Consider the following 14448-nt stretch of genomic DNA (forward strand, 5'->3'; position numbering starts at 1 on the left):
TAAACTAGCTAACAGCAGCAGCAGCATAGAACCAATACCCAACGGTGACAGTAAACTGTCCTTGAGACTTCGCAGCAGTGGTTCACTGGGTTCTAAATCATCATCTGGGTGTTTGGGAGTATGATTTGCCGCTACAGGAGTTTCACCTTCAGCCTTGGGCTTTGTCGGTACTATACTACTGATAGGCTTTGACTCAGGTGGCGGTGGTGGGGTTTGTATTTTGGTAGACTGTTCGGCAGAAGACAGTGGTAAATGATTGATTTGTTCCTGTTTTTCCACATCTGAGACAGGATTTTCTAGAAAAATTGAGTTATTCTTAAATTCTGACGTTGATGGCTGAGTTGTTACCAATGTCTCAGTTATGGTATTTAACTCTTGGGATGGCTGAGGAATATAATTTTCTACACTAACTTTTTTCGTTTGCCTCACTCCATTGCGTGCGCGTCGGTATCTAGTTAACTCTTGATCCAACTGCACTTCTAAACTTCCTAGTGCTGCTGCTAGTGCTGGTTGTAAGCCAGAGGTTTTAGCGGATGAAGTACCAGAATCAATTGTGGGATTTTGACTCATTGCCAGGATGCCTTCAATATGATGGTGCTGTATGAATTTTATCAGTAAAAAATTCAAGTGACTCCTGTACGGGTGAAGTAGGGGCGAAGTAGGGGCGAAGCATTCGGAAAATAACCTGTGATCAAAATTGAGAATTGATCGCCCGAATGCTTCGCCCTGACAGGAAAATAGCGTGTTGATAAAATTGATAATTTGTTGCCCGAATGCTTCGCCCTGACAGGAAAATAGCGTGTTGATAAAATTGATAATTTTGTTGCCCGAATGCTTCGCCCCTACGACTCCTGACTTCTTAATCTCCTAGCCCATGACTTACGTCACGCTGCGGGAACACAGATAACTTTTTCAGCAAACCCAAATCTAGATGTCGTTGAAATCTGTTAATGATATTTTAGGCATTCTCCAACTGGAAGCCCAATGGCAGGAACAACCTTTTTCACGCTTGCTCAAGTGTTGGCAAGAAGTTGTTGGGGTTAAGGTTGCTGCACAAACACGCCCTTTGTCGATTCAGCGTGATGTTTTGTGGGTAGCAACTTCTAGTGCAGCTTGGGCGCAAAATTTGACTTTTCAACGCAAAAATCTACTTTTAAAGTTAAATAAAAAGTTGAATCACGAGATATTGACACCTTTGATAGATATTCGCTTTTCTACTGCCCAATGGAAACAAACACCATTACCAGACAACCCACAACAAACTTTATCACCCCAAGCACACCCTAGTTATTTGGGTGATGTAGGTGTGGGTATTTCCAAACCTGAACTTAAAGCTAGTGCTAAAAATGCTCAGACAGCTTTTGAACAATGGGCTAGAAATAGACAAGAGCGATCGCATAACTTAAACTTACCTCTTTGCCCCCAATGTCAATGCCCATCCCCACCAGGTGAAGTCCAACGCTGGGGTGTTTGTTCTCCTTGTGCCGCTAAATTTGTCATTGATCAAGCAGGAAACAAAGAATAGCCAAAATGCAACATCTAAAAGGCTCGTGTCATCCAAATCTCACTCTTTACCTTTGATCCCCAATGCGTTATAGGCAAAAACAAGTATGTGGACACTTCACTAATCATATACAAATATGACAAAAATATAAAAACATAATAAAAATTTTTTTTTCAAAAAAATACCTAAAACCCTTATTAGATAATTACTTCTTGGCTTTTATACCCATTTTGTCAGGGAACGAAAATATTAAGTGTGATAATTACCCTTCCTTCCCACTCAAGACTCAAGATTATGAAGCCAATTAACCCTTTAACATCAGCCTGTAGGTATTGTCGTCATTACCAACCAGAAGGCCGTCGTGGTGGTATGTGTCAGCAATTAAACGCACCTGTTCAAGCTGGTTGGAAAGCTTGCTCTTTAGCGATCCCCGCCTTTGCTCCTACATGGGAATCTTTAGAAGATAATTGGAGCTTACCATTATCTAAACCTATTGTACCTATCCTACCCGTTGCAGCTAATATCAATTCCGATTTAGAAAATCTAGAATTTACAACTGTTGCTGAAACATCTGTTTCCTCATTACCAGAGATAAAAACTAAAGTTATAGCTGTTTAAGACTTGGTTACTACTTTTGGTGACTACTCTAATTATATTTTTCCCCATCAGACTGCTAAATATAACATTGGCATTTAGTTAGCTTTGCAAATTTTTTGGTGCTGCAATTTTGTTTTTAATCAAGCCTTATTAGCATCGCACCTTGTGATCAGGTGCGGTTGTGAGGATGGTTAAGGCAACCAAGGAAAGTCCCGAAAATTGGGAGTCCGTTTTTCTAAGAAAGCTTGTTTGCCTTCTGAACCTTCTTCGGTCATGTAATAAAGTAAAGTTGCATTACCAGCCAGTTCTTGTAACCCTGCTTGGCCATCACAGTCAGCGTTAAATGCTGCTTTTAAACAACGTATGGCAATGGGACTTTTTTCTAATATTTCCTGCGCCCATTTTATCCCTTCGGCTTCGAGTTCTGCTACAGGAACTACTGTATTAACTAATCCCATTTCTAAAGCTTGTTCGGCATTATATTGACGACAGAGAAACCAAATTTCTCGTGCTTTTTTCTGTCCAACTATTCGTGCTAAATAACTCGCCCCAAAACCACCATCAAAACTTCCTACTTTTGGTCCTGTTTGTCCAAAAATGGCATTATCCGCAGCTATGGTTAAGTCACAAATTAAATGTAAAACATGACCACCACCAATAGCATAACCAGCGACTAAAGCAATCACTACTTTAGGCATAGAACGGATCAAACGTTGTAAATCTAGCACATTTAAGCGCGGAATCCCTTCATCATCAACATAACCAGCTTGTCCGCGTACACTTTGATCACCACCGGAACAGAAAGCATATTTTCTATCTGTGTGAGGTCCTGCACCCGTAAATAGAACTACACCAATATTAGTATCTTCACGAGCATCACAAAAAGCCTCATAAAGTTCAAAGACAGTTTTCGGGCGGAAAGCATTGCGTTTGTGGGGACGGTTGATGGTTATTTTAGCGATACCATCGGTTTTTTGATACAGAATATCTTCGTAGGTTTTAACAGTTTTCCAGTCAGTTGACATAGGGATGAGTTAACTATGGTGCTTGAGAATTTTATCAGGTATTGGTGATTGGGGACTGGTGACTGGGGTGGGGACTGGTGACTGGTGATTAGGAAAAATAACTAATAACTAATAACTAATTACTCAGAAATGTTGAATGTCATTACAAAAGTTTACATATTCAGTTATAGTAGTCCTATTAAGGGTGAAAATGTCAACATCTCATGATATCTTCCATCCAATAGGATTAGCGATTACTCAAACTATCGGCTGTACAACTTTCAATAGCTATCATCAAAAAAATCAAGTAAACGCTCAAACACCTACAAAACCAGCACCACAAGAAATTGTGCAAGTGGGAGAAATACGTCCTTTACCTGGTAGTTTAGATAAAATACCGGTTTTTAATAGCAACAGTCCAGAATGGATCAAAAATGAAGGTATTCTACTTTCTACTTTTACACCTAATAAGAAAAAAGTTCCAGCCGCACATTTAAACTTTCCCATTCAAGGCAGATTTGACCTATTTGCTCATCATTATACCCACACTCCCAAGGATTTACAAACCTTATATATAGGAGTAATTTTACACAACCCTAGTAAAAAACCTATCACCATTAACGTTTTACAAGGTGCGAGTTATTTAATGACAGAAGCATCTTTTGTTACCTTACAACCCTACATAGAAAATAACGATGGTAAAGCATTTTCTGGACTAGGTGCGAGAGCAGTAGCGGATGTTTTGCGGGGAGTACGTCAAAAACAATTTCCGGCGAAATTAGATTTTGTGTTGGGTTACGCTGTTGCTAACCCAACCTACTATTCTAAAATCCAAAATCTAAAATTGTATTATTTACCACCATAGAAAAAGGCAATTTCTTTTTCTTTTAAAGGAGCAAAACCAGCATCAACCAGCTTTGCGTCTAACTCAGCTTGGGGAATATGCTTTGCACCAATACGGACGATCCGAGAACGCATAGTATTAGATACACCACTGCGTTGTCTACCAGCTTCTAAACCCATGACTTGATTATATAGTTCCAACTTAGCAGCAGGAATAGGAGAACCGTCAAAATCAATTCCTTGTGCGATCGCCACATCAACAGCATCAGCACCTGTAGTAGCTTGATTTTTTACATTAGTTTCAGTCGTCATGGCTATTAAATTCTCAAAGTTATTAGGTATATATTACCAGGTCATTGGGCATTGGGCATTGGGCATTGGGCATTGGGTTATTAGTCTTCCCCAGTCACCAGTCACCAGTCCCCAGTCCCCTACACTTGCCACTTTGGGAAATTTTAGTTTAATCTCGAACCAGCGGTATAGCCATTTTTAGGTGATGCTATGTCTGATGCCCACACTCCTCGTAACAAAGACCGCAGCCTCGAACAAGCTCTAACTAACAAAATTATCGACGATTACTTCGAGAATTCTGAAAGTTGGCTGAGAGCAATTTTGCGGATGTGTATTTTCTCCCTCTCTAAAATCAATGGAGAATCCGTTTTTATCGTCGAATGTCCGAATCAAGCCGTAGCAAAGCGCCTGAGTCGTAAAACTTACCCATTTCGAGGAATGGTATATTTTTTAACTGATAATTTTGATGACCGCGATCGCACGTTATTTTGTTATAAAGACGAACGGAAGGGAAATTGGCGATGTTTTGATACTAGCACCAATACTTGGCAATCTTTAAGCAGTCTGCAATCATCTACTACTCCAATGGAATAGGGACTGGGGACTGGGGACTGTGGACTGGGTAATCACTTTTATGTTTTTTAATCAGCTATTCCCAATTCCCAATTCCCAATTCCCAATTCCCTAATTAATAACTTTTACGTACTATTGACCCGCCAACAAACGCGCCTAATATTGTACCTGTCCATATTCCGGCTATACTACCCTGCCAAATTGCTCCAGGTGTGACTACGACATTACAAACTTGCTGGAAACCCCAGCTTTGAGTTTGACATTTTTGATTATGCAACATGGAAGTAATTTGTGCCGCCATTAAACCACCAAAAAAGCCAGATGATAGGGCTACAAAAGTACAAATTAGAATGCGTTTTTTGATCATGGTGATTGGTGATTGGTGATTGGTGATTGGTGATTGGTGATTGGTGATTGGTGATTGGTGATATGGGGGGATTGGGAGAAATAACAATATCTTCTCTTACACTCTTTCTTTCTGTCACCTGTCACCTTCTTCAACCAGTATTTCTCATTCCTGCGGCAATACCGTTAATAGTTAACAATGCTCCTCGCAGTAACTCCCCTTTGCTGTAACGAGAGTGAATAACCCCTGGTGTGGTGCTGTTTTTGTACTGTCTTAGCCGCTTGAGTAGAGAAACTTGGATAAATCCTAACGGTACAATTGTTCCATTCCGTAACTGTACTGAACGCTGCAAAATCGGATCACCGTCTAAAAGTCGTTGATGTCCTGTAATTTTTAAGACTAACTCCCTGGTGAGATAGAATTCACTAGCAATTTGCTCAAATACTTTCTCAAAACGGGGTTTATCTTCTGGGTTCGACAATTCTTGTACGTAATGACGCGCCATTTCTATGTCTACTTTTGCCAATGTCATTTCTGCTTTAGAAATTACCATTTTGAAGAAAGGCCATTTGACATAAAAGTAACGCATTAATTTTAAGTGTTCTTCCGGTTGCTCGTTCAAGAACTGTTGTAAGGCTGTACCCACACCATACCAGGAAGGTAACAAAAATCGGGTTTGTGTCCAACTAAAGACCCAAGGGATAGCGCGTAAACTGCTTAAATCTTTTTTACCAGATGGTCGTCGCGCTGGACGAGAGCTAATTTGCAGTTGGCTAATTTCTTCGATGGGGGTAACTTGATGGAAGAAGTCGATAAAATCGGGTTGTTCGTAAATGAGAGCGCGATAATGTTGACGCGACGCATGAGCTAATTCTTCCATAATCTCATTCCAAGGCTCAATATCATCAAACCCGGTTTTCAACAAACTAGCTTGCACCACTGCACTGGTAATAGTTTCAATGTGATACAGAGCTAGATCCAACAAAGAATATTTAGAAGCTAAAACTTCTCCCTGTTCAGTGATCTTGATCCGTCCATTAATACTATGTCCTGGTTGGGCTAAAATCGCCTCATAAGCTGGCCCACCACCACGACCTACAGATCCCCCTCGTCCGTGGAAAATTCGCAGGTTTAAACCGTATTCTTCCGCAATTACTTGCAGGGATTTTTGGGCTTTATGAATTTCCCAGTTACTACTTAAAAAGCCTGAATCTTTGTTACTGTCAGAATACCCTAACATCACTTCTTGCAAGTTGGGGTTGAGGGTGGTATGGGAAGAGGTATTTTCTGGGTTGGTTACTTCATAACCTCCAGCTAAAAAGGCACGATACAATGGTAGTTCAAACAGTTGTCGCATCACGCTTCTAGAGCGTTGTAAGTCTTCTACAGTTTCAAAGAGTGGTACAACACGAATAGTTCCTACAGCGATCGCTGGATCAAATAACCGTGCTTCTTTGGCTAAAAGCAGAACTTCCAAAACATCGCTGACTTCCCGGCACATACTGATAATATAAGTTTGGCAGATGTTAATGCCAAATTCCTGTTGCAGCGATCGCACCACCCGGAAAGTTTCAATTACATCATTAGTTTTTTCCGAAAATGGTAATTCTGCGGGAATTAATGGCCGTCTGGTTTGCAGTTCTCCAGTTAACCAAGCTACCCTTTGTTCTTCTGTGAGTTCGTTATAAGATTGGGGTAAAACCTGCAAGTATTCCAGAATCTCATTAATCGTATCAGAATGACGAGATGATTCTTGACGAATATCTAACTGGGTAAGATTAAAGTCGAAAATTTCTACCTGAGAGATCAGATGATCTAATTCTCCACAACTTAAACCTGTTTCCGTCAAATTGCGTTGAATTAATCGCAGTTCCGCTAAAAATTCTGCCCCAGAACGATACATGGGAGAATCTTCATTGCTTGGTGTTTCCCGATTATATAAAGCCAGATTGCGATCGCGGGTATTTTCCAGCCTTCTTAACACATAGGCAAGTTTTAAGCGATAAGGTTCTTGACGATAACGCAAAGCCAGCGCATCGTAGACATCACTCAAAATAGATTGATCTAATTCTAAAGACTCCAACAAATCTGGAAGTACATCACTCCAGTGCATTGACACACTTAATAATTCAATCAGATGCTTTACCGATTGAATGTATCTCTCTAAAACCATCTTCCGCTGATAACAAGCGGTTTTCCAAGTAACTTCCGGTGTTACTGATGGATTTCCGTCTCTATCTGAACCTACCCAAGAACCAAAAGAGCAGAAATTTTTACTGGGTGGTTCTAACCAGGGAAATGTTTGTTTTAGAGAGTATTTGAGGCGTTTGTAAAGTTGAGGAATACCATCAAATAACACTTCTTGGAAGTAGTGCAAAGCATAATCTACTTCATCTAATACAGTCGGTTTAAACTGATGTAATTCATCAGTACGCCACCATAGACGAATTTCTTCTAATAATCGCTCTTTCACCTCTGCTGCTTCCCAAGGATAGCCACCAGAACGAGTTTCCGCGCTATCTAACTGTTGTAAGAGACTTACTACTTGTCGCTGCTTATCGCGGATCGTGTGGCGGACTATTTCCGTGGGATGGGCAGTGAAAACCAACCGAATATCTAGTTGAGAAATTAAACGCTGAATTTGCTGGGGTGGTACATTCAGTTTGAATAATAGAGGAAATAAAGCTGCAAATGTACCTTTTTGTGTAGCTGGTGTTGTATCAGTCCAACTGTGAGATATGGGATTTCCTCCCCATGACTTAGTAACAGGTAAGTCGTCTTCTCGTTGGTTAGTCGAATAAACAATATTGGGAATATTTTCCTGATCTATGCTGTCTGAGTCAGAATAGCGGCTTAACTGTTGCTTTTGTTCATATTCCTGCTCAATGATATTAATCAATTGAAAATAAAGAGCAAAAGCACGAGCAGCACGAATGGCCTCGTTAATATTTAGCTGTTCAATTAGTTCCACAGCTGACGAGGCTTGATCATTGGTAGCTTGTCCTTCCGGTGAACACAAATCACGCAACTGCCGTAATAGATCCACCATTTTTTGGCCGCATTCTTGCCGCAACACCGACTCCCACAATTCTTCTACTATCTGTAGACGATGACGTAAAAATAATTCAGACATAGGGTAGATATTCGCTGATGGCGAGGAGGAGTATAAAATAGAACCCATATTCTTTGCTCTAGTAAAGCCAATTAATGCCTACAATTTTAGTTTTTTGCTTTTTGCTGTACCAGGGAACTGGTGATTGGTGATTGGTGATTGGTGATTGGTGATTGGTGATTGGTGATTGGGAAAAATATAATAATTACCCATTACCCATTACCTATTACCTATTACCAAAGAAATACCACAATCAGAAAATGAATAAATTGAGTGATGAGGATTACCCAGAGCCAATAAATGGTTATATATAGTTGTTAGCTGTTGTTAGATGTTGTTAGCTTTGGTTTAGTTACTACTGATCTGGGAAGTTGAGAATAGGTAGACGATCGCCTCTAAATACCTCTTCACTAGCTTCTCCTATAGCTTTGAGTGCTTCACCAGTTGCTTTATCTGCTACAAGTAGCAGTAGCATAGATGCTGTAGCTATTTGTAAGAGACCAGATTGGGGAATACTAAAAAAGAGCCAATTTAATCCGGGGGTTGGTGATGGGTGTTGGGTTACAGATGACATTGCTAATTCTTGATGATGGCCAGATGAGTAAAATAGACGCAAAACTCAATCTTGAGAGGACGTGCAACCTTGTAAGACTATCTTTGCCGATTTTGCAAGCTCCAATGGTAACAAAATTGTTAAAAAAAAACTGCAAAATGTGATAAATCTATGGTTCTAGTTTACAAGTACAGGCAAAATCCCCCAATACTCGCTTCCTGTTAAAGTTAACTTCATAATGAAAACATTATTACTAGATCGCCAGCAAACCTTAGTGCAGTGGGTAAGCCAAGCAACAGGAATTAACACTTTCGGGGTGAAAGTTCGGTTGCTAGGAAATGACCTGCATATCCTTTGTGAAGGTACAGACTGTCCAAAACGTTGGCACACACTCTATGACTTGTTGCAAGCACTTGGACAAACAGATTTAGATAGTCTCACAAATGAGGAACAATCCTCAATATACCAAGTATTGGTCTATGGTCGAAAGAAAGGAGAACATCGTCCTCAATGGTGTCATAGAGTCTATTTAAATCAATTAGATCGACATCTAGAGCAAGCAGAACAAGCACTTTTATTAGAAACCAAAAAATCTAGACTACCTGGTGGGGCGCTGATCGTCTCTAATGAAAGTTTGGCACGACAAGGCAACCCCGATGCGATCGCTCGTTATCTGAGTGAAAACCTAAGTAAGTTGGGTGTAGCAGTACAGGTTAAAAGCAAGCCCTACGAGTCTAAAGCCAACTCTCAAAAAACAGGTAATCGTCTCTGGATATTTTGCCAATCAACTTATAGTCCTGATGCCACATTATTAGCTGAACCAGTAGCCCAAAAATTACGACATCTCAAGCTGGCAGGTTATGAAGATGCTGTGATTGTCTCCCAAGTTCGGGGTGAAAGTGAGCCAGATTGGCGGTTAAGGGTGGATTTAACTCCACCAGAAACCATGCTCAAAGAATGGGCGCGTTGGGGGGATATACAAGCGATCGCTCGTTTGTTAACTGAAGTTTTATCAGATTTCCAAGTTACCGTTCAAGCTTCTTTAAAAGAATTTACCTTACATATCTTTTGTACTCCAGCAGTTGACCCTTTAAAAAATGCTCTTGCACCAGAAAAGGAAGTTTGTTTACCTTTAATTATCTCTCAGTTAGAAAAAATCGCCCCCCAAGGCATTCTGGCCGCTGCTGTCTACGGACAAAAAACAGAAGATAAACAACCTGCTTGGGTAGACTGGTTATCTTTACCCGCTGCACAACATCCGGCTTTAGCAACATCCAGCTTAGAATTAGGTGCTGCCGGGGATGAACCAGCGATCATTTTCCTACTGGAGCGTCTGTTAAATCAGGATATGGATTGGCGGTTAAAAACAGGCGGCATTCGCGTTTTATTACTGCGTAAGGGTGATTTACTACACATTATGTGTGATGCGCCCAATTGTCCCAAACGCCAGCAAGTAGCCAGCAAAGTCACCCAATTTATTCGTCAACTCAGTATTGTCGGTGTTACTGGTGTGAGAGTTTATGGTCGCCGAGCCGGTGATACTGAACCTGTTTGGCATCATGGAGTTGATTTTGGACATCGCCACAGATTAGTACCAGAAGCTACACCCGAATTTGCAGCTACGGTAGAATATGTCAGTGATTTACTGCCTAAGGAAACCAACGAGCCAATTTTGCGTCCTGATTTAACAACTCAGGAAGTTCAAAACTTGGTAACTGAAGTAACACAAGATTGGCTGGAAACCGCTCATCAACAAGTCAGAAACTTACTTTTAGCAAGCCAACTGTTTACAGCAACTAACCAATCAACTGAGCAAAATCCCGATGAACAAGGACTCTGGGGAAGTTTCATCTGGGTAGCTTTGGGATTAATACTCGTACTCCAAAGTGATTGGATGTTAGGTTACGTTACTACTAAGATTGGACAAAATACACCCAAAGTTACTGGTACTTTAACATCTTCATCCTCACAGTCTCAGGTCTCTTTAACATCAGAAAAAAATCAAAGTCAAAGAACAACATTTTTTACCAGCAATAACAACACAACATATTCTCAGTTTGGTAATTCTGCTTTTAATGCTTCTTCATTTACCCAAGCTGATGATACTCCATCAACAAATCTCTCAGCCGCTCCATTAAAACAAAAAGCCAATGCTACTGCTATTCTCTTGGCTGCAAGATCAAATTTACCCAGTTTTAATGCTAGGCAATTAGATGAACAATTCGCACTTTATAAACAGCGTCTAGCAACAGATGGAAAGCCACCAGATGTCCTAATTATCGGTTCTTCTCGTGCTTTGAGAGGAGTTGATCCTGTTGCCCTTTCTAAAGCTTTGTCCACTCAGGGTTATCCCAAAGTAGACGTATTTAATTTTGGTATTAATGGTGCTACAGCCCAAGTTGTAGAATTTATCATTCGTCGAGTTTTACAACCATCGGAATTACCAAAAATGATTATTTGGGCAGATGGTTCTAGAGCTTTCAATAGCGCTCGCAAAGATATCACTTTTAATGCTATTGCTGCTTCCAAAGGCTATGAAGAGGTATTAAAAAGAGCTACACAGCCTGTTAACAATAATTCATCCAGCCAACAAGCAAATGCAGTGAAAGATGAGCTAACTAAAGATACACCAGTAAATGTTAATACTTATCAAGTGACTAATGATTTTTTAAATCAAGCTTTAGTTGGTATATCTGCCAGCTATGAAAATCGGGGACAAATCAAGGCTTTATTGCAAAAACAACTTAACTATTTACCAGTTATTAATAACTCTCAGCAAGTCAACTCAAAAACCGAATTGACCAGCAATACACAAGAGCAAAATTCCCAAGCAGCCGTTGATTTTGATGGCTTCTTGCCCTTATCTATTCGTTTTAATCCTGCTACATATTATCAAAACCATCCCAGAGTAGCTGGAGCTTACGACAATGACTATAAAGATTTTCAACTAGCAGGTAATCAAGACACAGCTTTAAAATCAATGATAGAGTTTACCAAAAATAAAAAAATATCATTAGTGTTTGTCAATATGCCATTAACAGGAGATTATTTAGACCCAGTGCGGTTAAAATATGAACAAGAATTTCAAAAATATATGTTAGATGCTTCCACTACTAATAGCAATTTTATCTACCGCGATTTAAGCCAAATCTGGCTCAAAGCACATGACTACTTTTCTGACCCCAGTCACCTCAACCGCTACGGAGCTTATGAAGTATCTAAAAGGTTGGCTATTGATCCGATGATACCCTGGAGTTTTAAATAAATGGTGATTGGTGATTGGTGATTGGTGATTGGTGATTGGGGACTAATAACTAATGACTAATAACTAATAACTAATAACTAATAACTAATAACCAAAAAATGAAATTTATATCACCTTTTTACGCGCTGTTTTTGCTGAGTATTCTTGGTATTTACTGGACTGTAAGCGAACAAAAATTAAGATTATGGACAATACTGATAGCTAGTATTGTATTCTACTCATCTTGGAACATTCAATACTTACCATTACTATTGGTACTTACTTTTATTAACTTTCGTATAGGCTTGGAAATCGGGAAAAATACCTCACCAGGTAAACATTCCCAAAATTGGCAACTTTCTAATGAAGAGTGGCAAATTGCTCAATCTGACTGGAATCTTAACCGTCTAAAAACTTTGTGCTTTGGGATTATTTTCAATGTAGGATTGTTATTAGGTTTTAAATATCTACCTATCATATTTAAATGGATATTTGAGATAAATTTAAATTCTCCAGATGCCCCATTTAAATTAGTGACACCCTTGGGAATTTCCTTTTTTACATTTGAGTGTATTGCTTATTTAATAGATGTTTATCGTGGAGCGCCGGCTACTGAACAATTTTTGAAATTTGCTGCCTATAAATTATTTTTTGCTAAATTAATTTCTGGACCAATTACCCGTTACCATAACTTAGCAGTTCAACTCAATACTCTAAAATTCCCTAATGTTGATAACTTATCAGAAGCTTTATGGTTAATTGCTAGAGGTGCGGTTAAAAAAGGCATTCTCGCTGATAATCTAGGAATTTTTGTAGATTTATGTTTTGGTAATTTACCAAGAGCAGGTAGCACAGATTTGTGGTTAGCTACTGTGGCTTATGGTTTACAATTATATTTAGATTTTAACGGTTATGTAGATATTGCCCGTGGTACTGCTTTACTTTTTGGTTTAGTTTTACCAGAAAATTTTGATTTTCCTTACTTCAGTACCAGCATTGCCGATTTTTGGCGACGTTGGCATATAACTTTAGGTGATTGGTTACGTAATTATCTTTACTTTCCTTTGGGTGGTTCTCGTCAGGGGTTGATGCGTACCTGCTTAAATTTATTCATTGTGATGATAGTAGCGGGTATTTGGCATGGTTCTGCGTGGGGTTTTGTAGTGTGGGGTGCGTTGCATGGTTTGGCCTTAGCTGTTCATCGTCTCACAGATGCTATAAGCGATCGCTCAAAAATTCTTTACCTATTTTGGCACAACCCTGTCGGTATAATTTTCGCTTGGTTGTTAACCCAGTTCATGATTTTCACCTCTTGGATCTGGTTTCGTCTCCCCAATATTCAAGATTCTGCTTTAGTTATACAACACCTTTGGGGTCATAGTGCGGATTCACAGTTTATTGAAAAAGTCTATGTCGAAGCCTTAAACAGCACTCCTCACCAACTAACATGGTCATTGGTGTTGATCGTTGTTGTCATGAGTATAGCTTATGGCTTTAAACGAGGCATGAAATTAGAGTTGAGTTGGCCGATAAAACTGGTTTTTGTACCTTTATGTTTCTATGCAGTTTGGTTACTAGCTCCTGAAGGCAGTTTACCTTATATCTACTTTGATTTTTAGGGACTTCCAAATAAAAAAATATCCAATCCAATTAATTATAAGAAAATCGAGTGAGCCAAAACCACGCCCGATAAAGTATCTCCACCAAGTTCCGATACTTTATCGTACTTTAGGCTGTGGATGTACGCGAACGGACTGCCCCAGACCTCTCCAAAATAGAATGTATTAATTTGTCATAAGTTGTAGGGGCGAAGCTTATGGGCGATAATTTAAGGTAAAAATCAGACATCTAGATATCCCAAATGCTTCGACCTGCCCCCATAAAGCCCCCATAAATAGGTTCCATAATTTCTTTTCTGGAGATGTCTAATGGTTAATCTGTTTCGTTGTTGGGTTGCCAATGATTGTAGTAGCTACTTTAGTAAATCGCTTTGATCCTAATTTCTAAACAAATCTAAAGTTTTGTAAACTTAATAATAAGTAAAAGTTATTACTTTTATAAATTTTAATAAAATAATCAATGTTACAAAACTCGTAAACTTATGCTAATTTTATAAGAACAGGAAAGAAATTACCTGTGTTTTTAACAAAAACATCGCACTCATAAAATGACCACAACCATTCAACAGCGCCAAAGCGCCAACGTATGGGATCGTTTCTGTGAATTTATCACCAGCACCAACAACCGCCTTTATATCGGCTGGTTCGGTGTATTAATGATCCCCACCCTGTTAGCAGCAACCACTTGCTTCATCATCGCATTTATCGCTGCTCCTCCCGTTGACATCGACGGCATCCGTGAACCCGTTGCAGGTTCATTAA

General features: G+C 39.6%; 10 protein-coding genes and 3 pseudogenes. 7 read left to right on the forward strand and 6 right to left on the reverse strand.

Annotation, left to right across the window (positions count from 1 at the left end):
• Window positions 1-570, reverse strand: a pseudogene (locus H5968_RS22600) (hypothetical protein); the annotation flags it as partial.
• A 361-nt stretch (window positions 571-931) separates the two neighbouring features.
• Here H5968_RS22600 and H5968_RS22605 point away from each other — a divergent pair.
• Complete coding sequence (locus tag H5968_RS22605) at window positions 932-1525, forward strand: DUF721 domain-containing protein (protein ID WP_187041748.1); 594 nt, start codon at window positions 932-934, stop codon at window positions 1523-1525.
• 273 nt (window positions 1526-1798) lie between these two features.
• Window positions 1799-2122, forward strand: coding sequence for a hypothetical protein (locus H5968_RS22610; protein ID WP_187041749.1), 324 nt, complete (start codon window positions 1799-1801; stop codon window positions 2120-2122).
• 170 nt (window positions 2123-2292) lie between these two features.
• Here the strand turns inward: H5968_RS22610 and menB are convergent, their stop codons facing one another.
• Window positions 2293-3126, reverse strand: coding sequence for a 1,4-dihydroxy-2-naphthoyl-CoA synthase (gene menB / locus H5968_RS22615; RefSeq protein ID WP_187041750.1), 834 nt, complete (start codon window positions 3124-3126; stop codon window positions 2293-2295).
• Between the two features lie 190 nt (window positions 3127-3316).
• On the opposite strand from menB, the pseudogene H5968_RS22620 reads away from it, so the two are divergent.
• A pseudogene (locus tag H5968_RS22620) lies at window positions 3317-3886 on the forward strand (DUF3370 family protein); the annotation flags it as partial.
• A 68-nt stretch (window positions 3887-3954) separates the two neighbouring features.
• Here H5968_RS22620 and H5968_RS22625 read toward each other — a convergent pair.
• Complete coding sequence (locus H5968_RS22625; protein ID WP_096571921.1) at window positions 3955-4260, reverse strand: DUF4090 family protein; 306 nt, start codon at window positions 4258-4260, stop codon at window positions 3955-3957.
• A 189-nt stretch (window positions 4261-4449) separates the two neighbouring features.
• Between H5968_RS22625 and H5968_RS22630 the strand changes: the two genes are divergently transcribed.
• The gene (locus H5968_RS22630; protein WP_096571920.1) at window positions 4450-4833 is read left to right on the forward strand and encodes a hypothetical protein; all 384 of its coding nucleotides are present in this window, start codon (window positions 4450-4452) and stop codon (window positions 4831-4833) included.
• A gap of 94 nt (window positions 4834-4927) precedes the next feature.
• Here the strand turns inward: H5968_RS22630 and H5968_RS22635 are convergent, their stop codons facing one another.
• The 3 genes from H5968_RS22635 to H5968_RS22645 all read right to left on the reverse strand — a co-directional run bounded on the left by H5968_RS22635 (window position 4928) and on the right by H5968_RS22645 (window position 8844).
• Window positions 4928-5179, reverse strand: a complete 252-nt coding sequence (locus H5968_RS22635; RefSeq protein ID WP_187041754.1) for a hypothetical protein — start codon at window positions 5177-5179, stop codon at window positions 4928-4930.
• 130 nt (window positions 5180-5309) lie between these two features.
• Window positions 5310-8339 carry a phosphoenolpyruvate carboxylase gene (gene ppc, locus H5968_RS22640; protein WP_187041751.1) on the reverse strand — a complete coding sequence of 1010 codons (3030 nt, stop codon included), beginning with the start codon at window positions 8337-8339 and terminating at the stop codon, window positions 5310-5312.
• Window positions 8340-8625: 286 nt separating this feature from the next.
• Entirely contained in the window at window positions 8626-8844 is a 219-nt protein-coding gene (locus H5968_RS22645) for a hypothetical protein (RefSeq protein ID WP_096571918.1), read from the reverse strand.
• Between the two features lie 217 nt (window positions 8845-9061).
• Here H5968_RS22645 and H5968_RS22650 point away from each other — a divergent pair, with 217 nt between their 5' ends.
• The 3 genes and pseudogenes from H5968_RS22650 to H5968_RS22660 form a co-directional block, all read left to right on the forward strand.
• Window positions 9062-12088, forward strand: a complete 3027-nt coding sequence (locus tag H5968_RS22650; RefSeq protein ID WP_187041752.1) for a DUF1574 domain-containing protein — start codon at window positions 9062-9064, stop codon at window positions 12086-12088.
• A gap of 98 nt (window positions 12089-12186) precedes the next feature.
• Complete coding sequence (locus tag H5968_RS22655) at window positions 12187-13686, forward strand: MBOAT family protein (RefSeq protein ID WP_187041753.1); 1500 nt, start codon at window positions 12187-12189, stop codon at window positions 13684-13686.
• A 548-nt stretch (window positions 13687-14234) separates the two neighbouring features.
• A pseudogene (locus H5968_RS22660) lies at window positions 14235-14448 on the forward strand (photosystem II q(b) protein); the annotation flags it as partial.

Source organism: Sphaerospermopsis sp. LEGE 00249 (genome assembly GCF_014299995.1).
In the GTDB taxonomy this organism is placed as follows: Bacteria; Cyanobacteriota; Cyanobacteriia; order Cyanobacteriales; family Nostocaceae; genus Sphaerospermopsis; species Sphaerospermopsis kisseleviana.